Source organism: Streptomyces sp. NPDC051740, from assembly GCF_044453165.1.
Classification (GTDB): Bacteria; Actinomycetota; Actinomycetes; order Streptomycetales; family Streptomycetaceae; genus Streptomyces; species Streptomyces atrovirens.
In genome coordinates this window covers 262,854-287,276 of record NZ_JBITCL010000010.1, presented here as the reverse complement: position 1 = coordinate 287,276, position 24,423 = coordinate 262,854, and the positions used below count along the sequence as shown (strand labels likewise).

Below are 24,423 nucleotides of genomic sequence, written 5' to 3'. Positions count from 1 at the left end.
ACCGAGGACCACGGGAACCGCCGAATCTCTGTCGACGAAATATTGTCTACAGTATGGAGATGGCCCCAGCAAGGGTTTGTGCAGTACCAGTGGTTGTCCGCTCAACCGTCTTCTCAACGGCCCCAGCCGTCCCTACGGTTGGGGACTCATGAGTCCCCCCGTCGCACCGCCGGGCTGGAGCCGCTGGCTCGTCCCGCCCGCCGCGCTCTCCGTCCACCTCTCCATCGGCCAGGCCTACGCGTGGAGCGTGTTCAAGCCGCCGCTGGAGTCCGCGCTCGACCTCAGCGGCACCCAGAGCGCACTGCCCTTCCAGCTCGGCATCGTCATGCTCGGCCTGTCCGCCGCGTTCGGCGGCACCCTCGTCGAACGCCGGGGCCCGCGCTGGGCGATGACCGTCGCCCTGATCTGCTTCTCCTCCGGCTTCCTGCTCTCCGCACTGGGCGCGGCCACCGAGCAGTACTGGCTGATCGTCCTCGGCTACGGCTTCGTCGGCGGCATCGGTCTCGGCATCGGCTACATCTCGCCCGTCTCGACCCTCATCAAGTGGTTCCCCGACCGGCCCGGCATGGCCACCGGCATCGCCATCATGGGCTTCGGCGGCGGCGCGCTGATCGCCTCGCCCTGGTCGGCGCAGATGCTCGACTCCTTCGGCGCCGACAACGCCGGCATCGCCCTCGCCTTCCTCGTGCACGGGCTGACGTACGCCGTGTTCATGCTGCTCGGCGTGGTGCTGGTGCGGGTGCCGCGCAGCGCGCGCCCGGGGGGCGGCGGGCCCGCCGTGGTCACGGGGCCGCAGGTCTCGGCCCGTTCGGCGGTGCGCACCCCGCAGTTCTGGCTGCTGTGGATCGTGCTCACCATGAACGTCACCGCGGGCATCGGCATCCTGGAGAAGGCCGCCCCGATGATCACCGACTTCTTCGCGGACACCTCCGCACCGGTGTCGGCGACCGCCGCCGCGGGATTCGTCGCCCTGCTGTCGGCGGCCAACATGGCGGGCCGCATCGGCTGGTCGACCACCTCCGACCTCATCGGCCGCAAGAACATCTACCGGGTCTACCTCGGCGCCGGCGCGCTGATGTACGCGCTCATCTGGCTGCTGGGCGACTCCTCCAAGCCGCTGTTCGTGCTGTGTGCCCTGGTGATCCTCTCCTTCTACGGCGGCGGCTTCGCCACGGTCCCGGCGTATCTGAAGGACCTCTTCGGCACTTACGAGGTCGGGGCGATCCACGGCCGGCTGCTCACCGCCTGGTCCACGGCCGGTGTGCTCGGACCGCTGATCGTGAACCGGGTCGCCGACCGCCAGGAGGAGGCGGGCCGGCACGGTCCGTCCCTGTACGGGCTGTCACTGGTCATCATGATCGGGCTGCTCGTCGTCGGCTTCGTCGCCAACGAACTGGTCCGGCCCGTCCACCCCCGCCACCACGTCCCCAGCCCCGAGACACCGAAGGAGGCCGCCGATGACCGGCGAGAGCAGCCAGAGTCCGCCTAGCAGCCCCGGCCGCCGCGGGCTCGTCACCTTCTCCTGGCTGTGGGTGGGAGTGCCGCTCGCCTACGGACTGTACGAACTCGTACGCAAGGCGACGCAACTGTTCACCGGGTGACCGCGGACGGCCGGGATTGTCCTTCGAGAGCTGATGGAAGCCGACAAGCGCGGCGCCCGTTTCCTGTCACTTCACCTGTCCTCGTACCCGTGAGTCACTGATCAGACTGGTGCATCCCGCAACCGAACCACTAGGGGGATCACCCATGATCGGCTCGCGCATCGTCGCCGTCGGCCACTACCAGCCCGCCCGGGTCCTCACCAACGAGGACCTGGCGGGCATGGTCGACACCAGCGACGAGTGGATCACGAGCCGCGTGGGCATCCGCACCCGTCACGTCGCGGGACCCGACGAACCGGTCGACGAGCTGGCCGCGCACGCCGCCGCCAAGGCACTGGCGGCGGCCGGCCGGACCCCCGCCGAGATCGACCTGGTCCTGGTCGCCACGTCCACCGCCATCGACCGCTCGCCCAACATGGCCGCCCGCGTCGCGGCCCGCCTCGGCATGCCCGGACCCGCCGTCATGGACATCAACGTGGTCTGCGCCGGCTTCACCCACGCCCTCGCCACCGCCGACCACGCCGTACGGGCCGGCGGCGCGAGCCGGGTGCTGGTCATCGGCGCCGACAAGATGTCCGACGTGGCCGACTGGACCGACCGCACCACCTGCGTGCTGGTCGGCGACGGGGCGGGGGCCGCCGTCGTGGAGGCCTGCGCCCCGGGCGCGGAGGCGGGGATCGGCCCGGTGCTGTGGGGGTCGGTGCCCGAGATGGGCCACGCGGTGCGGATCGAGGGGACACCGCCGCGGTTCGCGCAGGAGGGGCAGAGCGTCTACCGCTGGGCGGCCACCCAGCTGCCGGTCGTCGCCCGCCAGGCCTGCGAGAAGGCGGGACTGGCACCCGAGGACCTCGCCGCGGTGGTGCTGCACCAGGCCAACCTGCGGATCATCGAACCCCTCGCCCGCCGGCTCGGCGCCGTCAACGCCGTCGTCGCCCGCGATGTCACCGAGTCCGGCAACACCTCGGCCGCCAGCATCCCGCTCGCCTTCTCCAAACTCGTCGAACAGGGCGCGGTGACGGCCGGCGACCCGGTACTGCTCTTCGGCTTCGGCGGGAACCTGTCGTACGCGGGACAGGTCGTGCGCTGCCCCTGAGCCCGCCGCGAGTGTGACGAGGCCGACTCCCCGTTCCCCTGGTACCTGTGCGCCGTAGACTGTAGACGAAAGACAATCACTACGGGCGTTGCGGTGCACCGGTGTTCGCGGCGGTGCACGGCGCCGCCGAGGAGGGGGACCGCGATGCTGTCGACCGGACTGCCCCAGGGGGCGGTGCCCAAGCTCGAACGGCCGGGACCGCTGCGCGACCGGGTCTACGAGGCGCTGCTCGAACTCATCACCACCCGCGCCCTCCAGCCCGGCCAGCATCTCGTCGAGAGCGAACTCGCCGGCCACCTCGGTGTCTCCCGCCAGCCGGTGCGCGAGGCGCTGCAGCGGCTCGACACCGAGGGCTGGGTCGATCTGCGGCCCGCGCAGGGCGCGTTCGTGCACGAGCCGACGGAGGAGGAGGCCGACCAGCTCCTCACCGTCCGTACGCTGCTGGAGGCCGAGGCGGCCCGGCTGGCCGCGAGCAACGCCGACGGGGCGGGCGTGGCGGCCCTGGAGGAGATCCTGGCCGAGGGGCTCGAGGCCGTCGACGCCGACGACGTGGACGCCGCCGTCGCCCTCAACGCCCGTTTCCACGCCAAGATCATGGAGCTGGCCGGGAACGCCGTGCTCGCCGAGCTCGCCGCCCGGGTCGACCGGCGCGTGCGCTGGTACTACACACCCGTCGCCCGGCAGCGCGGCGGGCAGTCCTGGGTCGAGCACCGCGAGCTGATCGCGGCCGTCGCCGCCCATGACGAACAACTGGCCACCCGGCTCATGCGCGAACACACCGAGCACACCCGGCGCTCGTACCACGCCCGCACGAAGTCCTGAGTGCGCCTTTCCGGTTGCTTTGTGATGTCTCTCCCCGCACCCTCACGGGCTCCTTTGTCCTGTGAGTGGAAAAAGTAGGGGGCAATTCCTGCGCGACTTCTTCCCACCTCCGGCAGGCGCTGCTACTTTCCCATCCGAAGGAACGCCACACACGTGGCCGGAATCCGGCGCGCACAGACCGATCGGGGCAGGGAGGGGCTCGTGAGACGTATGACAGCGCGACCCGCCAACGCCCACCAGGCACGACTGCTCAGACTGCTGCGCGACGGCGGACCCAACTCCCGTGCCCAGCTGGGCGACCAGGTCGACCTCTCGCGGTCGAAACTGGCCGTGGAGGTGGACCGGCTGCTGGAGACGGATCTCGTCGTGGCCGACGGACTCGCCGCCTCGCGCGGCGGCCGGCGCTCCCACAACATCCGGCTCAACCCGCACCTGCGTTTCCTCGGCGTAGACATCGGCGCGACCTCGGTCGACGTCGCCGTCACCAACGCCGAGCTGGAGATCCTCGGGCACATCAACCAGCCCATGGACGTACGCGAGGGACCGGTCGCGGTCTTCGAGCAAGTACTCGCCATGGCGGCGAAGTTGAAGGCCTCGGGGCTCGCGGAGGGGTTCGACGGCGCCGGCATCGGCGTCCCGGGCCCGGTCCGCTTCCCCGAGGGCATCCCGGTGGCTCCGCCGATCATGCCGGGCTGGGACGGCTTCCCCGTGCGGGAGGCGCTCAGCCAGGACCTCGGCTGCCCGGTCATGGTCGACAACGACGTGAACCTGATGGCGATGGGAGAGCAGCACGCGGGCGTCGCCCGCACCGTCGCCGACTTCCTCTGCGTCAAGATCGGTACCGGCATCGGCTGCGGCATCGTCGTCGGCGGTGAGGTCTACCGCGGTACGACGGGCAGCGCGGGCGACATCGGGCACATCCAGGCCGTGCCCGACGGCCGCCCGTGCGCCTGTGGCAACCGGGGCTGCCTGGAGGCCCACTTCTCCGGCGCGGCCCTCGCCCGGGACGCCATGGAGGCCGCCGAACAGCGGCTCTCCGCCGAACTCGCCGGCCGGCTGGAGGCGAACGGCACGCTCAGCGCCGTCGACGTCGCCGCCGCGGCCGCGGCCGGTGACGCCACCGCCCTCGATCTGATCCGCGAGGGCGGCAACCGCACCGGCCAGGTCATCGCCGGCCTGGTCAGCTTCTTCAACCCCGGCCTGGTGGTGATCGGCGGCGGGGTGACCGGCCTCGGCCACACCCTGCTCGCCGCGATCCGCACCCAGGTCTACCGCGGCTCGCTGCCCCTGGCCACGGGCAACCTGCCCATCGTGCTGGGGGAGTTGGGACCCACCGCCGGAGTCATCGGCGCGGCCCGGCTCATCAGCGACCACCTGTTCTCACCCGCGTAAGCAGCCTTTCCCGCTCCTCCGCCTGCTCCTCCGCCGCACCCGCTCCAGGCACTACCGCATCCGCGTCACGGCACCTGCTCCGAGTACTACCGCACCCGCTCCAGGCACTACCGCATCCGCGTCACGGCACCTGCTCCGAGTACCACCGCACCCGCTCCAGGCACCACCGCATCCGCGTCACGGCACCTGCTCCACCGCACCGGCTTCCACCGCATCCTTCTCCGCACCGGAACAGCCCACCCGTACCGGGCACCGCCACCGCCCTACCCCGCCCTGCCTGAAAACGCCTGCCCCGCAAGGGGATCGCCCTGACACCGGCCCGTACGCCCGCCGAGGGGAATCCGCATGGCACCACAACCACCGCTGCTCAGCATGTCCGGCATCACCAAGTCGTTCCCCGGAGTCCGGGCCCTGGACGGCGTCGACCTCGACGTCCAGGCCGGCGAGGTGCACTGCCTGCTCGGCCAGAACGGCGCCGGCAAGTCCACCCTGATCAAGGTGCTGGCCGGCGCCCACCAGCCCGACACCGGCACCATCCGCTGGCGTGGCGAGGACGTCACCCTGCGCTCGCCCATCGCCGCCATGCGCCTCGGCATCGCCACCATCTACCAGGAACTCGACCTGGTGGAACACCTGTCGGTCGCCGAGAACGTCCACCTCGGCCATGAACCCACGGCCGCCGGTTTCGTCGTACGGGGAAGGGCCGCGAGGTCGTCGACCGCCGAACTCCTCAAGCGGCTCGGCCACCCCGAGGTCGACCCGGCCCGGCTGGTCGGCGAACTCTCGGCGGCGCAGCAGCAGATCGTGTCGATGGCGCGGGCGCTCTCCCACGACGTACGGCTCATCGTGATGGACGAGCCGTCCGCCGCCCTCGACCCGGACGAGGTCGACAACCTCTTCCGCATCGTCGGTGACCTCACCGCCGACGGCGTCGCCGTCGTCTACATCTCGCACCGCCTGGAGGAGATCCGGCGCATCGGCGACCGGGTGACCGTGCTGAAGGACGGCCGGGCCGTCGCCGGCGGGCTGCCCGCGAAGTCGACGCCGACCCGCGAGGTCGTCGCGCTGATGACGGGACGCAACGTCGAGTACGTCTTCCCGGAGCGGCCCACCACCGCCCCGCGGGGCGAACCGGTGCTCACCGTCGAAGGACTGTCCCGCAAGAGCGAGTTCGCCCCGCTCGACCTCCAGGTGCGGCCCGGGGAGATCGTCGGGCTGGCCGGACTCGTCGGCTCCGGGCGCTCCGAGATCCTGGAGACCGTCTACGGCGCCCGCAAGCCGGACACCGGCCGGGTCCTCGTCGACGGGCGCCCCCTGAGGCCGGGCAGCGTACGGGCCGCCGTGCGCGCCGGACTCGGGCTCGCCCCCGAGGAACGCAAGGCGCAGGCCCTGCTGATGCTGGAGTCCGTCACCCGCAACGTGTCGGTCTCCTCCATGTCCCGCTTCGCGAAGGCCGGCTGGATCGACCGCGGCGCCGAACTGGGGGCGGCACGCGCGGCGGTCCGCGAACTGTCGCTGCGGCCCGACAACCCGGACGTGCCCGTGCGCACCCTGTCCGGCGGCAACCAGCAGAAGGCCGTGCTCGCGCGCTGGCTGCTGCGCGGCTGCCGGGTGCTGCTGCTCGACGAACCCACCCGCGGCGTCGACGTCGGCGCCCGCGCCGAGCTCTACGCGGTCGTCCGCCGGCTGGCGGACGAGGGCCTCGCCGTGCTGCTGGTCTCCAGTGAGGTGCCCGAGGTGCTCGGCCTCGCCGACCGCGTCCTGGTACTGCGCGAGGGCAGCGTCGTCCACACGGCGCCCGCCCGCGAACTCGACGAACACCGTGTACTCGACCTGGTCATGGAAGGAAGCCCGGCGTCATGACGCAGCCCGTCTCCCCGCCGCGGGACAGCGCCCCCAAGGTGCCGTCGGCCGCCGAACCGCCCGCCTGGCGCGCCGTGTTGTTCCGCGCCGACGTCCGCACGCTGTCGCTGCTCGGCGTGCTCGCCGTACTGATCCTCATCGGCGGCATCACCAAACCGGACCAGTTCCTGGACACCCGCAACCTCCAGCTGGTCCTCACCCAGGCATCCGTCATCGGTGTCGTCACCGTCGGCATGACCTTCGTCATCATCTCCGGCGGCATCGACCTGTCGGTCGGCGCGATCGTCGCCCTCGCCTCGGTGTGGGCGACCACGGTCGCCACCCAGGAGTTCGGCTTCGCGGGCATCCTCTTCACCGCCGTCCTCGTCGGACTGGGGTGCGGGCTGGTCAACGGGGTGCTCATCGCGTACGGCGGGATGGTCCCGTTCATCGCCACCCTCGCCATGCTCGCCTCGGCCCGCGGTCTCGCCCTGCAGATCACCGACGGGCGGACCCAGATCGTCACCGTCGACGGCGTCCTCGACCTCGGCGAGCGCGACTCCTACGTGCTCGGCATCCCGCCGCTGGTCCTGGTGTTCGCCGCGGTCACCGTCGTCGGCTGGCTGCTTCTCAACCGGACCACCTTCGGCCGCCGCTCCGTCGCCGTCGGCGGCAACGCGGAGGCCGCCCGGCTCGCCGGCATCGACGTACGCCGCCAGCGGCTCTACCTCTACCTGCTGTCCGGGCTGTGCTGCGGCATCGCCGCCTTCCTGCTGATCGTGCTGGCCGGCTCCGGCCAGAACACCAACGGCAACCTCTACGAACTCGACGCCATCGCCGCCGCGATCATCGGCGGCACCCTGCTCACCGGAGGCCGCGGCACCATCGTCGGCTCCGTCCTCGGCGTCCTGATCTTCACCACCATCACCAACATCTTCGCCCTGAACAACCTGCAGAGCGACGTCCAGCAGATCGCCAAGGGCGCGATCATCGTCGCCGCCGTGCTGGTCCAGCGCCGTACCGCGAGCACGACCTGAGGAAAGGGTTCACCGCCATGCCAGAGACACCTTTCGCAAGCCGCAGAGGACTGCTCTTCGGAGCCGCCGCCGTATCCGCCGGCGTGTTCGTCACCGGCTGTACGAGCAACGAGTCCAGTGACGACGAGCCCGCTGCCAACGACCAGCCGGCCGCCGACGACAAGCCCGGCAAGCAGGTCACCATCGGCTTCGCCGGACCGCAGGCCGACCACGGCTGGCTCAACGCCATCAACGACAACGCCAAGAAGCGGGCGGAGAAGTACTCCGACGTCACCCTGGAGATCACCGAGGGCTCCAACGACACCGCCCAGCAGATCGGCCAGATCGAGACCCTCATCAACAAGAAGGTCGACGTCCTGGTGATCCTGCCCGCCGACGGCAAGGCCCTCACCCAGGTCGGACTGAAGGCGATGCGCGCCGGCATCCCCGTCGTCAACCTCGACCGGATCTTCAACTCCCCGCAGGCGTACCGCTGCTGGGTCGGCGGCGACAACTACGGCATGGGCCTCAACGCCGGTCACTACATCGGCGAGAAGCTCAAGGACAAGCAGGGCGCCAAGGTCGTCGAGCTGGCCGGACTGGACAACCTGGAGCTGACCAAGCAGCGCACCCAGGGCTTCGACGACGCGCTGAAGAACTACCCCAACATCCAGAAGGTGGCCCGCCAGGCCGCCGAGTTCACCGTCGAGTCCGGCCAGGCCAAGACGGCCCAGCTGCTCCAGGCGCAGTCGCGGATCGACGCGCTGTGGAACCACGACGACGACCAGGGCGTGGGCGCGCTGCGCGCCATCGAACAGGCCGGGCGCGACGAGTTCCTGATGGTGGGCGGCGCGGGCGCGCTCTCCGCGTTCGAGGCCATCAAGGCCGACAACGGTGTCCTGAAGGCCACCGTCCTGTACCCGCCGACGATGGCCGCCTCCGCGATCGACCTCGCCCGCGCCCTCGGCCAGGGCAAGGGCGTGAGCGGCCTCGCCGAGTTCGAGATCCCCTCGTCGGTGACCTGCTATTCGGCCGTCGTCGACAAGGAGAACGTGGACCAGTACATGTCCACGGGCTTCAAGTGAGGAGCCCCGCCCCACGGGCCTGACCAGCCCCCCGGGCGGGGCCCACCCCCGCCCGCCACGACGACGAGGAGGACATCCGAATGGCACAGCCGCAAGCGTCCGACGGGGCGGAGACGGGGAAGCCACCGCTGCGCATCGGCATGGTCGGTTACGCCTTCATGGGCGCCGCCCACTCCCAGGGCTGGCGCACCGCGCCACGCGTCTTCGACCTGCCGCTGAGCCCCGAACTGGCCGTGATCTGCGGCCGGGACGCCGACGCCGTGCGCGCGGCGGCCGACCGGCACGGCTGGGCGGAGACCGAGACGGACTGGCGCGCCCTGGTCGAACGGGACGACGTCGACCTCGTCGACATCTGCACCCCCGGCGACAGCCACGCCGAGATCGCCCTCGCCGCGCTCGCCGCGGGCAAGCACGTGCTGTGCGAAAAGCCCCTCGCCAACACCGTCGCGGAGGCCGAGGCGATGACCCGAGCCGCCGAAGAGGCGGCGGCACGCGGGCAGTTGGCGATGGTCGGCTTCAACTACCGCCGGGTCCCCGCGACCGCGCTGGCCCGGCGGATGGTGGCCGAGGGCCGGATCGGGAAACTGCGGCACGTGCGGGTCGCGTATCTGCAGGACTGGCTGGTGGACCCGGAGTTCCCGCTGACCTGGCGGCTGCGCCGCGAGCAGGCCGGCTCCGGTTCGCTCGGCGACCTCGGCGCGCACATCGTCGACCTGGCGCAGTACCTGTCCGGCGAGCGGCTCGCGGGGGTCTCCGCGCTCACCGAGACGTTCGTACGGGAGCGGCCGCTGCCCACCGCGCCCAGCAGCGGCCTGGCCGCCGTCACCGCCGCCGGCACCGGACAGGTCACCGTCGACGACGCCGCCCTGTTCACCGGCCGCTTCACCTCCGGCGCCCTCGCCTCCTTCGAGGCCACCCGGTACGCCACCGGACGCAAGAACGCCCTGCGCATCGAACTCAACGGCGAGCGCGGGTCGCTGGCCTTCGACCTGGAGCGGCTCAACGAGCTGGAGTTCCACGACGGCACCGAGCCCGGGACGCACGCGGGCTTCCGCCGCATCCTGGTCACCGAACCCGACCACCCCTACCTCGAGGCCTGGTGGCCGCCGGGCCACGGCCTCGGCTACGAGCACACCTTCGTGCACCAGGCCCGCGACCTGGTCCACGCGGTCGCCGAGGGCCGCGGTCCCGAACCCTCCTTCGCCGACGGGCTCCAGGTGCAGCGCGTCCTGGCCGCGGTGGAGGAGAGCGCCGAGAAGAACTCCGTCTACACACCGATCGCCGCCTGAGAGGACGGATACGCATGCCGCGCAACTTCACGCTGTTCACCGGCCAGTGGGCGGACCTGCCGCTGGAGGAGGTCTGCCGACTCGCCCGCGACTTCGGCTACGACGGCCTCGAACTCGCCTGCTGGGGAGACCACTTCGAGGTGGACAAGGCGCTCGCCGACCCGTCCTACGTCGCCGGCCGCCACCAGCTCCTGGAGAAGTACGGCCTCAAGTGCTGGGCCGTCTCCAACCACCTGGTCGGGCAGGCGGTGTGCGACGCCATCATCGACGAACGCCACCGGGCGATCCTGCCCGCCCGCATCTGGGGCGACGGCGAGGCCGAGGGAGTACGGCAGCGGGCCGCCGCCGAGATCGAGGACACCGCGCGCGCCGCGGCCCTCCTCGGCGTCGACACCGTCATCGGCTTCACCGGCTCCGCCATCTGGCACCTGGTCGCCATGTTCCCGCCCGCCCCCGAGTCGATGATCGAGCGCGGCTACGAGGACTTCGCCGAGCGGTGGAACCCGATCCTGGACGTCTTCGACGCCGAGGGCGTGCGGTTCGCGCACGAGGTCCACCCCAGCGAGATCGCCTACGACTACTGGACGACCGTACGCGCCCTGGAGGCGGTCGACCGCCGGCCGGCCTTCGGCCTCAACTTCGACCCCTCCCACTTCGTGTGGCAGGACCTCGACCCGGTCGGCTTCCTGTGGGACTTCCGCGACCGGATCTACCACGTCGACTGCAAGGAGGCCCGCAGGCGCCTCGACGGCCGCAACGGCCGCCTCGGCTCCCACCTGCCGTGGGGCGACCCGCGGCGCGGCTGGGACTTCGTCTCCGCCGGCCACGGCGACGTCCCCTGGGAGGACGTCTTCCGCATGCTGCGCTCCATCGACTACCGGGGCCCCGTCTCCGTCGAGTGGGAGGACGCCGGCATGGACCGGCTCCAGGGCGCCCCCGAGGCGCTCACCCGCCTCAAGGCGTTCGACTTCGAGCCGCCCAGCGCGTCCTTCGACGCCGCGTTCAACAGCTGATCCGCGCGCCCGACGGCAGGTCGGGGACGGGGACCGGAACATCCGCCGGTCCCCGGTCCGGCCTGCCCGGATCCCGCTTTGTCCTGAGTTGGGAAAAAGTTCAACCGGTCCTGTTCCAAGGGGTGTTCGCCCCGGAAGAACGCGGTTACCGTCCCTGAAGTGTCCAGGACACCCACGCCTCCGGGGTGACGGCGCACCCCGGCGCCCGCACGCACCGCACGTCTTCGCACCCGTTCCGTACGGCCCACCCGTTCCCGGAGGGACTTCGTGCACAGAAGCAGACTCACATCCACCCGGACCACGAGGCGTCCCAGACTCCGCACCACCCTCGCCCTGTTCACCGGCCTGTTGCTGGCCGTGGGCACCCCGGCGACCGTCGCCGGCGCCCACCCGGGCCACCCGGAGCATGACGGGACGGCAGCCGCCGAAGGGCAGTTCCAGCAGGTACCGCTCGCCAAGGGCGAACCCGAGATGGGCGAGCCGATGTCGCTCGCCGTGCTCCCGGACCGCAGCGTCCTGCACACCGCCCGCGACGGCACACTGCGCCTCACCGACCAGGGCGGTGTCACCAAGGTCGCCGGCAAGATCCCCGTCTACAACCACGACGAGGAGGGTCTGCAGGGCGTCGGCATCGACCCGGACTTCGAGAACAACCGGGCGATCTACCTCTACTACGCCCCGCCGCTCGACACCCCCGCCGGGGACGCCCCGGAGACCGGCACCGCCGAGGACTTCGAGAAGTTCGACGGCGTCAACCGCCTCTCCCGGTTCGTCCTCAACCCCAACGGCACGCTGGACCCGGCCAGCGAGAAGAAGGTCCTGGACGTCGCGGCCTCCCGCGGCACCTGCTGCCACGTCGGCGGCGACATCGCCTTCGACGCCGAGGGCAACCTCTACCTGTCCACCGGCGACGACACCAACCCCTTCTCCTCCGACGGCTTCACGCCGATCGACGAGCGGGCGGACCGCAACCCGGCCTTCGACGCCCGCCGCAGCTCCGGCAACACCAACGACCTGCGCGGCAAGATCCTCCGCATCAAGGTCGCCGAGGACGGCTCGTACACCGTCCCGGAGGGCAACCTCTTCGCCCCCGGCACCGAGAAGACCCGTCCCGAGATCTACGCGATGGGCTTCCGCAACCCGTTCCGGATGAACATCGACAAGAAGACCGGCACCATCTACGTGGGCGACTACGGCCCCGACGCCGGCGCCGCCGACCCGAACCGGGGTCCCGGGGGACAGGTCGAGTTCGCCAAGGTCACCGAGGCGGCCAACTTCGGCTGGCCGTTCTGCACCGGCGACAACGACGCCTACGTCGACTACGACTTCGCCACCGGCGCCTCCGGTGAGACGTTCGACTGCGCCGCCCCGAAGAACACCTCGCCGCACAACACCGGCCTGGTCGACCTGCCGCCCGCGCAGGCCGCCTGGATCCCCTACGACGGCGACTCCGTGCCCGAGTTCGGCACCGGCTCCGAGTCCCCGATGGGCGGCCCGGTCTACCGCTACGACCCCGAGCTCGACTCCAGCGTGAAGTTCCCCGAGGCGTACGACGGCGACTTCTTCGCCGGCGAGTTCGGCCGCCGCTGGATCAAGCGGATCGAGCAGAACGAGGACGGCACGGTCGCGACGATCAACGACTTCCCGTGGACCGGTACCCAGATCATGGACATGGAGTTCGGCCCCGACGGAGCGCTCTACGTCCTCGACTACGGCGTCTCCTGGTTCCAGGGTGACGAGAACTCCGCGCTGTACCGGATCGAGAACGCCGAGGACGGCTTCTCCCCGATCGCCGGGGTCAGCGCGGACAGGACGTCCGGCGCGGCCGGCCTGAAGGTCGGGTTCACCGGCACCGCCCATGACGCCGACTCCCCGGACCTCACCTACAGCTGGGACTTCGGCGACGGCACCACGGGCGAGGGACTCACCCCCACCCACAAGTACAAGAAGGTCGGCACCTACACCGCGACCTTCACCGCGAAGGACCCCGAGGGCAACACCGGCAGCGCCAGCACCCGGATCGTCGTCGGCAACACCGAGCCCACGGTGAGGATCACGGTGCCGGGCAACGGCAGCCTCGCGGCCTTCGGTGAGCCCGTCCCGTTCAAGGTGACCGTCACCGACCCCGAGGAGACCATCGACTGCTCCAGGGTCAAGGTCGCCTACAGCCTCGGCCACGACTCGCACGCCCACGAGCTGACCAGCGAGATGGGCTGTGAGGGCACCCTGAAGCCGCCCGCCGGGGACGGCGGTCACGACCCCAACGCCGACATCTACGGTGTCGTCGGTGCCAGCTACACCGACGGCGGGGCGAACGGCCAGGAGGCGCTGACCGGCACCGCGCGCACCGTGCTCCAGCCGCTGCACCGCCAGGCCGAGCACTTCTCCACCCAGCAGGGCGTGTCGGTGATCGACAAGACCGGCGCCAACGGCGGCAAGACCGTCGGCGACATCGACGACGGCGACTGGATCTCCTTCAGCCCCTACCTGTTCAAGGGCCAGAAGAAGATGACCGTACGGGCCTCCTCCGGCGGCGCGGGCGGCTTCATCGAGCTGCGCACCGGCTCGCCCACCGGCAAGCTGCACGGCTCGGCGTACATCCCGCCGACCGGTGGCTGGGAGACGTTCCAGGACGTCGACGTGCCGCTGCGGTCCCTGCCGAGGAAGACCACGGAGATCTACCTGGTCTTCCGGGGCGGCGACGGCGCGCTGTACGACGTGGACGACTTCGAGTTCTCCACCGAGCCGTTCAAGAAGGGCAAGAAGGTCCTGGTCTTCTCCAGGACGGCCGGCTTCCGCCACGACTCCATCCCGGAGGGCGTCGCCGCCCTGAAGGAACTCGGCGCCCCGGCCGGCATCTCGGTCACGGCGACCGAGGAGGCCCGGCAGTTCACCACCGCCAACCTCGCCAAGTACGACGCGGTCGCCTTCCTGTCCACCACCGGTGACGTCCTCGACGCCGACCAGCAGAAGGCGTTCGAGAACTACGTCAGGAACGGCGGCGGCTACATGGGCATCCACGCCGCCGCCGACACCGAGTACGACTGGGAGTTCTACGGCGGACTCGTCGGCGCCTACTTCGACTCGCACCCGGCCATCCAGAAGGCCACCGTGCGCGTCCACGACCACGACCACCCGTCCACCGCGCACCTCGGCGACACCTGGGAGCGCACCGACGAGTGGTACAACTACCGCACCAACCCGCGTGAGCAGGCCAAGGTCCTCGCCACCCTCGACGAGACCACCTACGACGGCGGCACCATGAAGGGCGACCACCCGATCGCCTGGTGCCAGAGCTACGGCGGCGGCCGCTCCTTCTACACCGGCGGCGGCCACACCAAGGAGTCGTACGCCGACGAGGCCTTCCGCACCCATCTGCTCGGCGGCATGCAGTACGCCACCGGCCAGGTGAAGGCGGACTGCAAGCCGGACAAGGGCTACCGGGAGATCTTCAACGGCCAGACCCTGGACGGCTGGAAGCAGGCCGGCCCCGGCACGTTCGACGTCAAGGACGGCACGCTGGAGTCCAAGGGCGGCATGGGCCTGCTCTGGTACCAGGCCAAGGAACTGAAGTCGTACTCCCTCACGCTCGACTGGAAGATGCGGGGCGACGACAACTCCGGGATCTTCGTGGGCTTCCCGGCCTCCGACGACCCCTGGTCCGCGGTGAACAAGGGCTACGAGATCCAGATCGACGCCACGGACGCGGCGGACCGCACCACGGGCTCCGTCTACTCCTTCAAGTCGGCGAACACCAAGGCCCGTGACCAGGTCCTGCGGCCGCCCGGCCAGTGGAACTCCTACGAGATCAAGGTCCAGGGCGAACGCCTCCAGGTGTTCCTCAACGGAGTCAAGATCAACGACTTCACCAACAAGGACCCCGAGCGGAGCCTGACCGACGGCTACATCGGTCTGCAGAACCACGGCGCCGACGACCAGGTCTCCTTCCGCGACATCCAGCTGAAGGAACTGCCCTCCTAGGGCGCCCCGCCCCCTGACGAGGGGGCGACCGGAACGGCGGCGGGCGGAGGACGCCGGACCTCCGCCCGCCGTCCCGCCGGGGCCGACGCACCCGGCACCCCGCTCGTCCCCCTCCGGCGCTCGCACCAGGTTCGCGTACGACAAGGAGGCTGCCCATGTCCGCCGAACCTTCCCTCCCCACCCCCTCCCCGGCCCCCCGCTTCGGCGTCTGGCTCATCGGGGCACGCGGCTCCGTCGCCACCACCGCGATCGCGGGCTGCGCCGCCGTCGCCGCCGGGCTCCACCCGCCGACCGGCATGGTCACCGAGACCGCTCCCTTCACCACATGCGGTCTGCCCCCGTTGTCGTCCCTCGTCTTCGGCGGTCACGACACCGTCGACTGCCCGCTGCCCAAGCGTGCCGAGCACCTCGCCGACGGCGGTGTCCTGCCGCACGGCCTGCCGTCCGCCGTGCACGCCGAACTCGTCGCCGCCGACCGGGAGATCAGGCCCGGCGGCCCCCCGCCCGGTGACACCGGCCGCACCCAGGACCAGTGGATCGACGTGTTCGCGGCCGACATCCGCGACTTCGTGCGCCGCCAGGACCTCGCGGGCGCCGTCGTGATCAACGTGGCCTCCACCGAGCCGGCCCCCACCGACGGCACCCTGCCGCCCAGCTCCCTCTACGCGGCGGCCGCCCTGCGCGCCGGCTGCCCCTACGTCAACTTCACCCCCTCCACGGGCCTGCACCACCCGGCGCTGGCCGCGCTCGCCGCGTCCTCGGGCCTGCCGTACGGGGGCCGCGACGGCAAGACCGGGCAGACCCTGCTGCGCTCCGTCCTCGGCCCGATGTTCCTGCAGCGCGCCCTCGCCGTGCGCGCCTGGTCCGGCACCAACCTCCTGGGCGGCGGCGACGGCGCGGCCCTGGCCGACCCGGCCGCGGCGGCGGCGAAGAACGCCGGCAAGGAACGCGTCCTCGCCGACACCCTCGGCACCGCCCCCGAGGGCGAGGTCCACATCGACGACGTACCGGCCCTCGGCGACTGGAAGACCGCCTGGGACCACATCGCCTTCGACGGCTTCCTCGGCGCCCGCATGATCCTCCAGACCACCTGGCAGGGCTGCGACTCGTCCCTGGCCGCCCCCCTCGTCCTCGACCTGGCCCGACTGACCGCCCGCGCCCGGCAGAAGGGCCTGACCGGCCCGCTGAGCGAGCTGGGCTTCTACTTCAAGGACCCGGTCGGCGACGGCCCGTCGTCACTGGCCGAGCAGTACACGGACCTGAGGCACTTCGCCGAACGACTGCGGCCCGACGCCACCGACCCCGAGGCCCACCGATGAGCCGCCCGACGCCCGGCGCCCCGGACACGCCCGCACGGGGGGAGCCCGCGCGGGACGTGCGCGGGCTGGGCGACTCCCCAGGGGCGCGGGGAACTGCGCGAACAACCACGACGGACCCGCACGGGCCCATGACGGGACGCGCCTACGACATGCCCGCGCGGGACGTGCGCGGGCTGGGCGACTCCCCAGGGGCGCGGGGAACTGCGCGAACAACCACGACGCACCCGCACGGGTCCACGACGGCACACGCACGGGGCGGGCCCGCAACCGCGTGGGCGGAACTGCTTCGCCTGCCCGCGCTGTTCACCGTCCCCGGCGACGCCCTGGCCGGTGCGGCGGCGGCCGGTGTGCGCCCCGGGCCCCGCACCCTGCTCGCCATCGGATCCTCGCTGTGCCTGTACGAGGCCGGCATGGCCCTGAACGACTGGGCGGACCGCGCCGAGGACGCCGTGGAGCGCCCGCACCGCCCGCTGCCGTCCGGCCGTGTCCGTCCGGCCGCCGCCCTCACCGCCGCCGGTGCCCTCACCGGCGCCGGACTGGCGCTCGCCGCCGGTGCGGGACGCCCCGCCCTCGCGGTGGCCGCGCCCCTGGCGGCGACCGTCTGGGCCTACGACCTCGTCCTGAAGCACACGCCCGCCGGTCCCGCGGCCATGGCCGCCGCCCGCGGACTCGACCTGCTCCTGGGCGCCGCGGCCACCGGCGGCGGCACCCGCGCCGCACTGCCCTCCGCCGCGCTGCTCGGCAGCCACACCCTCGCGGTCACGGCCGTCTCCCGCCGGGAGACCACCGGCGGCTCGGCCCTGGCCCCGCTGGCGGCCCTCGCGACGACGGGGGTGCTGACCCGGCTGGTCGCCCACCGCCGCACCCGACTCCCGGCAGGCCGGCGGGCAGCAGCCGCCCCCGGCCTGCCGGGCTCCGGCCCCGCAGGCGCCCTCGCCATCGCCCTGGGCGCCGCCTACGCCGCCACGGCCGCCCGCCCCTACTTCCACGCCACGCTCAACCCTTCACCTCCCCTCACCCAACGCGCCGTGGGCGGCGGCATCCGCGCCACGATCCCGCTCCAGGCCGCACTCGCCGCCCGATCCGGCGGGACCGCCACATCCCTCCTGGTCGCGGCCCTGGCCCCGGCCGGCCGGATGTTCGCGAGGAGGGCCGGTATGGGGAAGGTGAGCATCACATGAGCCGGAACCCGAACCAGGGCGCGAGCCGACAGGTGACCGAGGACGCTCGTGTCCCGGCCCCGGAGGCGAGCCGGGGCACGAGCGGCGACCCGGCTCGGTACGTGAGCCGGGACGCGACCGGGGACGGTCGTGTCCCGGCCGCGGAGGCGAGTCAGGACGTGGCGGGTCGCCCGGCCCGGCATGCGGGCCGGGAGGGGAGCGGCGACGGTCATGGCCTGGGCCGGGACGTGAGCCGGGCCGCACACGCGGACGGGGCCCGGGACGTGAGCCGGGCCGCACACGCGGACGGGGCCCGGGACGCGAACCGGAGCGCCCGCACCCCCCTCCGTTTCGGCTACGGCACCAACGGTCTCGCCGACCTCCGTCTCGACGACGCCCTCGCCCTCCTCGCCGACCTCGGCTACGACGGCGTGGGCCTGACCCTCGACCACATGCACCTCGATCCGCTCGCCCCGGACCTCGCCGCCCGCACCCGCCGGGTCGCGCACCGTCTCGACGAGCTGGGGCTCGGCGTGACCGTGGAGACCGGCGCCCGCTATGTGCTCGACCCCCGCCGCAAGCACGGCCCCTCGCTGCTGGACGCCGACCCGGACGACCGCGCCCGCCGCGTCGACCTCCTCCTGCGTGCCGTCCGCGTCGCCGCCGACCTCGGCGCGCACGCCGTGCACTGCTTCAGCGGCATCGTTCCCGACGGCACCGACGAGGCCACCGCCTGGAAACGCCTCGCCGAAACCCTCACTCCCGTCCTGGACGCCGCCGCCACCGCCGGCGTCCCCCTCGCCGTCGAACCCGAACCCGGCCACCTCCTCGCCACCCTCGCCGACTTCCACCATCTGCGCCGCACGCTCGGCGATCCCGAGCCCCTCGGCCTCACCCTGGACATCGGCCACTGCCAGTGCCTCGAACCCCTCCCTCCCGCCGACTGCGTACGCGACGCCGCCCCCTGGCTGCGCCACGTCCAGATCGAGGACATGCGCCGAGGCGTCCACGAACACCTCCCCTTCGGTGACGGCGAGATCGACTTCCCGCCCGTCCTCGCGGCCCTCGCCGCCACCGGCTACCAGGGCCTGACGGTCGTGGAACTGCCCCGCCACTCCCACGCGGGGCCCCACTTCGCCGCCCACTCCCTCCCGTTCCTCCGCCACGCCGCCCCTTCCGTCCCCGTCCCACCGCACGGCGATCCCTCCGCCACCCCCGAAGGGAGCAGAACCCCGTGACCCGCCCCCATGCCACCCCGGCCACCCCGGAGGCAGACACCACCGGCGGGCCGACGACCCCCGGTGACGGCACCACCCCCGCCCTCACCCCACCCGCCGAACTGCGCAGCCGCCTCGCCGGCCGGCTGGGCGGAGCCGCCCGAGCCTGGCTCGACCAGGCCCTGGACGAGGCCGCCGCCCACCCCGGCACCCACGGGCCCATCTCCGTGTGGGAGCTGCGCCTGGCCGAGGCCGGCCGCCGCTGCGGCCCCGCCCACGCCGACGCCGCCCGCGTCCTCATCCTGCACGCGGCCGACGCCGACGCCGACGCCCTGACCCGGGTCTACTTCCAGGGCACCGCCGACGAGCGCCGCGCCGTCCTGCACGCCCTGCCGCACCTCGTGCCCGACGAACCCGACGCCCTCCCGCTCGTCGAGGACGCCCTGCGCACCAACGACACCCGGCTCGTCGCCGCCGCCCTCGGCCCCTACGCCGCCCGGCACCTCGACGCCCACGCCTGGCGGCACGCGGTCCTGAAGTGCCTGTTCACCGGCGTCGGCCTCGACCACGTGGCGGACCTGGCCCGGCGCGCCCGGGGCGACGGCGAACTCGCCCGCATGCTCGGCGACTACGCCGCGGAACGCACCGCCGCCGGCCGCACCGTCCCCGAGGACCTGCACCGCGTCCTGGCCCTGACCGAGTCCGCCCCCGCCACCCCGCCGCACGGCACGGACGACCCCCACGGCAAGGAGTCCTGATGCGCATCTTCGACCCCCACATCCACATGACGTCGCGCACCACCGACGACTACGAGGCCATGTACACCGCGGGCGTCCGCGCCGTCGTCGAGCCCTCCTTCTGGCTCGGCCAGCCCCGCACCTCCCCGGCCTCCTTCCTCGACTACTTCGACGCCCTCCTCGGCTGGGAACCCTTCCGCGCCGCCCAGTACGGCATCGCCCACCACTGCACCCTCGCCCTCAACCCCAAGGAGGCCAACGACCCGCGCTGCACGCCCGTCCTCGACGCGCTGCCCCGGTATCTCGTCAAGGACAACGTGGTGGCCGTCGGCGAGATCGGCTACGACTCCATGACCCCCGCCGAGGACACCGCCCTCGCCGCCCAGCTCCAGCTCGCCGCCGACCACGGCCTGCCCGCGCTGGTGCACACCCCGCACCGCGACAAGCTCGCCGGGCTGCGCCGCACCCTGGACGTGGTCCGCGAGTCCGCCCTGCCCACCGACCGCGTCCTGGTCGACCACCTCAACGAGACCACCGTCAAGGAGGCCAAGGACAGCGGTGCCTGGCTCGGCTTCTCCGTCTATCCCGACACCAAGATGGACGAGGAACGGATGGTCGCCATCCTGCGCGCCCACGGCCCCGAACAGGTCCTGGTGAACTCCGCCGCCGACTGGGGCCGGAGCGACCCCCTCAAGACCCGCAAGGTCGCCGACCTGATGCTCGCCGAGGGCTTCACCGAGGACGACGTCGACCGGGTGCTGTGGCGCAACCCCGTCGCCTTCTACGGGCTCAGCGGCCGTCTCAACCTCGACGTCGACGCCACCGACGCCACCCACGAGGGCAACTCCGTCCTGCGCGGCGCACCGAGGGACGAGCCCCGGCCGGCCGGCGTCCCCGCCACGGAGGCGTGAGCCATGCGCTTCCGCCACCCCGACGGCTCCACCGTCCACCTCGCCTACTGCACCAACGTGCACCCCGCCGAAACCCTGGACGGTGTCCTCGCCCAGCTCCGCGACCACTGCGAACCGGTCCGCCGCCGTCTCGGCCGGGACAGGCTCGGCATCGGCCTGTGGCTCGCCAAGGACGCCGCGCACGCCCTCGTCACCGACCCCGCCGCCCTGCGCGGACTGCGCTGCGAACTCGACCGGCGCGGCCTGGAGGTCGTCACCCTCAACGGCTTCCCCTACGAGGGCTTCGGCGCCGAAGAGGTCAAGTACCGCGTCTACAAGCCGGACTGGGCCGACCCCGAGCGCCTGGAACACACCACCTCCCTGGCCCGTGTCCTCGCCGGACTCCTCCCCGACGACGTCACCGACGGCAGCATCTCCACCCTGCCGCTGGCCTGGCGCACCGCCTACGACGAGCAGCGCGCGCAGACGGCCCGCACCGCCCTGCGCACCCTCGCCGAACGCCTCGACGCCCTCCAGGAACTGACCGGGCGCTCCATCCGGGTCGCCCTGGAACCGGAACCCGGCTGTGTCGTCGAGACCACCCGTGACGCCATCGCCCCGCTCACCGCGATCGCCCACGACCGCGTCGGCATCTGTGTCGACACCTGCCACCTCGCCACCTCCTTCGAAGACCCGCACACCGCCCTGGACGACCTCGCCCGGGCCGGCGTACCCGTGGTCAAGTCCCAGCTCTCCGCAGCCCTGCACGCCGAACAGCCCCACCTCCCCGAGGTCCGCGAGGCACTGGCCGCCTTCGCCGAACCCCGCTTCCTGCACCAGACCCGCACAGCCCCCGCCCTCGACTCCGCTCGAGCGGGAGGGGCCCCCGTCCCGGCCGGCCTGCGCGGCACCGACGACCTCGACGAGGCCCTGGCCGGCGGCGCCCTGCCCGACACGGCGCCCTGGCGCTCCCACTTCCACGTCCCGCTGCACGCGGCCCCCACCGCGCCCCTCACCTCCACGCTGCCCGTCCTGAAGTCCGTCCTGACCCGGCTCGTCGGCGGCCCGCGCCCCCTCACCCGCCACCTCGAGGTCGAGACCTACACCTGGCAGGCCCTCCCGCCCGAGCTGCGCCCCCGCGGCCGCACCCAGCTCGCCGACGGCATCGCCGCCGAACTCACCCTGGCCCGCGACCTCCTGACGGACCTCGGCCTGAAGGAACTCCCATGACCGACCCCACCCCCCTGCTCGTCCTCGACGTCGTGGGCCTCACCTCCCGTCTCCTCGACCACATGCCCCACCTCAAGACGCTCGGCCGGTCCGGCTCCCGCGCCCCGCTCGGCACCGTCCTGCCCGCCGTCACCTGCGCCGCCCAGTCCACCTTCCTCACCGGCACCATGCCCTCGGAGCACGGCATCGTCGGCAACGGCTGGTACTTCCGCGAACTCGGCGACGTACTGCTGTGGCGGCAGCACAACGGCCTCGTCGCCGGCGACAAGCTCTGGGACGCCGCCCGCCGCGCCCACCCCGGCTACACCGTCGCCAACATCTGCTGGTGGTACGCCATGGGCGCCGACACCGACATCACCGTCACCCCCCGTCCCGTTTATTACGCCGACGGCCGCAAGGAACCCGACTGCTACACCCGGCCGCCCGCCCTGCACGACGAACTCACCGAGAAACTCGGCACCTTCCCCCTCTTCCACTTCTGGGGACCCGGCGCCGACCTGGTCTCCAGCCAGTGGATCATCGACGCCACCCGCCACATCATGCGCACCCGCCACCCCGACCTGACCCTCTGCTACCTCCCTCACCTCGACTACGACCTGCAGCGCTTCGGCCCCGACGACCCGCGCTCCCTGCAGGCGGCCGCCGACCTCGACGCCGCACTGGCCCCGCTGCTGGACGACGCCCGCGCCGAGGGCCGTACCGTCGTCGCCCTGTCCGAGTACGGCATCACCCGCGTGAACCGGCCCGTGGACATCAACCGCGCCCTGCGCCGCGCCGGCCTCCTCGAGGTCCACACCCAGGACGGCATGGAGTACCTCGACCCGATGGCCTCCCGTGCCTTCGCGGTCGCCGACCACCAGCTCGCCCACGTCTACGTGCGCCGCCCCGAGGACCTCGACGCCACCCGCGCCGCCCTCGACGGACTGCCCGGCGTCGAGCGACTCCTCGACGACGAGGGCAAGAAGGCCCACCACCTCGACCATCCGCGCGCCGGCGAACTCGTCGCCGTCGCCGAGCCCGACGCCTGGTTCACGTACTACTACTGGCTCGACGACGACCGCGCGCCCGACTTCGCGCAGCTCGTCGAGATCCACCGCAAACCCGGCTACGACCCGGTCGAACTGTTCATGGATCCCCTCGACCCCTACGTCAAGGTCAAGGCGGCCACCGCGCTGGCGCGCAAGAAACTCGGCATGCGCTACCGCATGGCGGTCGTGCCCCTGGACCCCTCACCTATTCGCGGCAGCCACGGCCGCCTCCCCGCGAGCGACGACGACGGTCCGCTCCTCATCTGCTCCACCCCCCGCGCTGTCGGAGACCGCGTCGCGGCCACCGACGTCAAACAACTCCTGCTCCGGCTGGCCGGACTCGACTGACGCACCACCCGGTACGGCCCCCGAGATCCGACTACCGAGAGTGAAACACACGGCACTGACAACGGCCGGTCCCGGCGGGACCGGAACCGGCCACGACCGAGAAGGCAGGCCACTCGTGACCCCGTACTCCGACCCTTCACGCACCGAAGCCGCCGACGCCCCGGACGAGGGACTGCGCCGCACCCTCGGTGTGGACCGGCGCCGTTTCCTCAGCACCTGCACCGCAGTGGCGGCCGGAGCCGTCGCCGCCCCCGTCTTCGGCGCCGCCCCCGCCCTGGCCCACGACCGGGGCAGAGACCACGACCACGGGCACGGACACGGGCGCGGACAGGTGCTCGTCCCGCCGCACAAGCGCGGCATCATCCTCTACACCGTCCGTGACGCCACCGCACGCGACCCCCTCGCGAGCGACCTGCCCTCCGGCTTCCGCGAGGTGTTCAAGCAGCTGGCCCGCCACGGCTACCGCCAGGTGGAGTTCGCCGGCTACCGCCAGCACGCGAACGCTCCCGGCGGCGCCGACCTGGAAACCGTCGAGGGCGCCAGGCTGCTGCGCTCCTGGCTCGACGACTACGGTCTGCGTGCCCAGGGCAACCACGGCTTCATCCCGCCGTCCTGGCCGCTGACCACCGCGGACCTGGACACCTTCAAGAAGCACCTCGAGATCGCCAACATCATCGGCATGGACCACATGGGCACCGGTGGCGACCCCACCGGCAGCTCCTACCGCGCCGACTGGGACGTGGCCGCCGACAAGTGGAACGCCCTCGGCGCGATCGCCCGCCGCGAGGGCATCAAGCTCTACACCCACAACCACGACAGCGCCTACGGCTTCCTGCTCGACGGCGGCCCGCTGGACGACCAGGGCCGGCCGACCCGCAGCTCCGGCATCCGGAAGCTGGAGTACTTCCTGAAGATCACCGACCCGAGGGCGGTCTGGCTGGAGATGGACATCTTCTGGGCGCACGTCGCCCAGTACAAGTTCCACACGTACACCGCCCACGACGGCTCCACCCAAAAGAGCGTCTTCGACCCGGCCGGCCTGGTCGCCCGCGACAACAAGCGCTACCCGCTGTTCCACGCCAAGGACGGTGTCGTCAGCACGACCAACGGCATGGGCTACGACATGGTGCCCTTCGGGACCGGCGTCATCGACTACACGACGTTCTTCTCGCGGGTCGGCGAGCGGAACTACCACAACCCGATGGTCGAGGACGACAACTCCCCGAGCGCCACCGACCCCGCGCAGTCGCTGCGCGAGGCCAAGATCAGCTACGACAACATGGCGGCCCTGCGCAAGCGGCGCCGCTGACCCGGAACACGGACCGGGCGGCCCCTCCCGCGTGCTGGGGGAGGGGCCGCC

At 72.1% G+C, this 24,423-nt stretch carries 18 protein-coding genes; all 18 read left to right on the top strand.

Annotation, left to right across the window (positions count from 1 at the left end; all coding sequences use genetic code 11):
• The first annotated feature begins 148 nt into the window (after positions 1–148).
• The 18 genes from ACIA6T_RS19420 (at position 149) to ACIA6T_RS19335 (ending at position 24,372) form a co-directional block, all read left to right on the top strand.
• Positions 149–1,489: an OFA family MFS transporter gene (locus ACIA6T_RS19420; RefSeq protein ID WP_399447700.1), complete on the top strand. Its 1,341-nt coding sequence runs from the start codon at positions 149–151 to the stop codon at positions 1,487–1,489.
• A 257-nt stretch (positions 1,490–1,746) separates the two neighbouring features.
• Positions 1,747–2,694 (top strand): beta-ketoacyl-ACP synthase III, encoded by a 948-nt coding sequence (locus ACIA6T_RS19415; protein WP_399447699.1) that lies wholly within the window; start codon positions 1,747–1,749, stop codon positions 2,692–2,694.
• Positions 2,695–2,838: 144 nt separating this feature from the next.
• Positions 2,839–3,516, top strand: a complete 678-nt coding sequence (locus ACIA6T_RS19410; protein ID WP_399447698.1) for a GntR family transcriptional regulator — start codon at positions 2,839–2,841, stop codon at positions 3,514–3,516.
• A gap of 210 nt (positions 3,517–3,726) precedes the next feature.
• A complete protein-coding gene (locus ACIA6T_RS19405; RefSeq protein WP_073931305.1) occupies positions 3,727–4,908 on the top strand; it encodes an ROK family protein in 1,182 nt (393 codons plus the stop codon).
• 345 nt (positions 4,909–5,253) lie between these two features.
• The gene (locus ACIA6T_RS19400) at positions 5,254–6,771 is read left to right on the top strand and encodes a sugar ABC transporter ATP-binding protein (RefSeq protein ID WP_399447697.1); all 1,518 of its coding nucleotides are present in this window, start codon (positions 5,254–5,256) and stop codon (positions 6,769–6,771) included.
• Positions 6,768–7,787 carry an ABC transporter permease gene (locus ACIA6T_RS19395; protein WP_399447696.1) on the top strand — a complete coding sequence of 340 codons (1,020 nt, stop codon included), beginning with the start codon at positions 6,768–6,770 and terminating at the stop codon, positions 7,785–7,787. The genes ACIA6T_RS19400 and ACIA6T_RS19395 overlap by 4 nt, the downstream gene beginning before the upstream one ends.
• 17 nt (positions 7,788–7,804) lie before the next feature.
• Complete coding sequence (locus ACIA6T_RS19390; RefSeq protein WP_399447695.1) at positions 7,805–8,851, top strand: substrate-binding domain-containing protein; 1,047 nt, start codon at positions 7,805–7,807, stop codon at positions 8,849–8,851.
• Between the two features lie 80 nt (positions 8,852–8,931).
• Positions 8,932–10,140 carry a Gfo/Idh/MocA family protein gene (locus tag ACIA6T_RS19385; protein WP_399447694.1) on the top strand — a complete coding sequence of 403 codons (1,209 nt, stop codon included), beginning with the start codon at positions 8,932–8,934 and terminating at the stop codon, positions 10,138–10,140.
• 14 nt (positions 10,141–10,154) lie between these two features.
• Positions 10,155–11,153, top strand: coding sequence for a sugar phosphate isomerase/epimerase family protein (locus ACIA6T_RS19380; RefSeq protein WP_399447693.1), 999 nt, complete (start codon positions 10,155–10,157; stop codon positions 11,151–11,153).
• Between the two features lie 267 nt (positions 11,154–11,420).
• The gene (locus ACIA6T_RS19375) at positions 11,421–15,134 is read left to right on the top strand and encodes a ThuA domain-containing protein (RefSeq protein ID WP_399447692.1); all 3,714 of its coding nucleotides are present in this window, start codon (positions 11,421–11,423) and stop codon (positions 15,132–15,134) included.
• Between the two features lie 155 nt (positions 15,135–15,289).
• The gene (locus ACIA6T_RS19370; protein ID WP_399447691.1) at positions 15,290–16,453 is read left to right on the top strand and encodes an inositol-3-phosphate synthase; all 1,164 of its coding nucleotides are present in this window, start codon (positions 15,290–15,292) and stop codon (positions 16,451–16,453) included.
• 128 nt (positions 16,454–16,581) lie between these two features.
• Positions 16,582–17,634 carry an SCO3242 family prenyltransferase gene (locus ACIA6T_RS19365; protein WP_399447690.1) on the top strand — a complete coding sequence of 351 codons (1,053 nt, stop codon included), beginning with the start codon at positions 16,582–16,584 and terminating at the stop codon, positions 17,632–17,634.
• A gap of 263 nt (positions 17,635–17,897) precedes the next feature.
• Positions 17,898–18,851 carry a sugar phosphate isomerase/epimerase family protein gene (locus ACIA6T_RS19360; protein WP_399447716.1) on the top strand — a complete coding sequence of 318 codons (954 nt, stop codon included), beginning with the start codon at positions 17,898–17,900 and terminating at the stop codon, positions 18,849–18,851.
• The gene (locus ACIA6T_RS19355; RefSeq protein ID WP_399447689.1) at positions 18,848–19,588 is read left to right on the top strand and encodes an EboA domain-containing protein; all 741 of its coding nucleotides are present in this window, start codon (positions 18,848–18,850) and stop codon (positions 19,586–19,588) included. The genes ACIA6T_RS19360 and ACIA6T_RS19355 overlap by 4 nt, the downstream gene beginning before the upstream one ends.
• Positions 19,588–20,478 (top strand): TatD family hydrolase, encoded by an 891-nt coding sequence (locus ACIA6T_RS19350; protein WP_399447688.1) that lies wholly within the window; start codon positions 19,588–19,590, stop codon positions 20,476–20,478. The genes ACIA6T_RS19355 and ACIA6T_RS19350 overlap by 1 nt, the downstream gene beginning before the upstream one ends.
• 3 nt (positions 20,479–20,481) lie before the next feature.
• The gene (gene eboE, locus ACIA6T_RS19345; RefSeq protein ID WP_399447687.1) at positions 20,482–21,687 is read left to right on the top strand and encodes a metabolite traffic protein EboE; all 1,206 of its coding nucleotides are present in this window, start codon (positions 20,482–20,484) and stop codon (positions 21,685–21,687) included.
• Positions 21,684–23,063, top strand: coding sequence for a nucleotide pyrophosphatase/phosphodiesterase family protein (locus ACIA6T_RS19340; RefSeq protein ID WP_399447686.1), 1,380 nt, complete (start codon positions 21,684–21,686; stop codon positions 23,061–23,063). Before eboE ends, ACIA6T_RS19340 begins: the two co-directional genes overlap by 4 nt.
• A gap of 115 nt (positions 23,064–23,178) precedes the next feature.
• Positions 23,179–24,372: a sugar phosphate isomerase/epimerase family protein gene (locus ACIA6T_RS19335; protein ID WP_399447685.1), complete on the top strand. Its 1,194-nt coding sequence runs from the start codon at positions 23,179–23,181 to the stop codon at positions 24,370–24,372.
• Positions 24,373–24,423 lie beyond the last annotated feature (51 nt).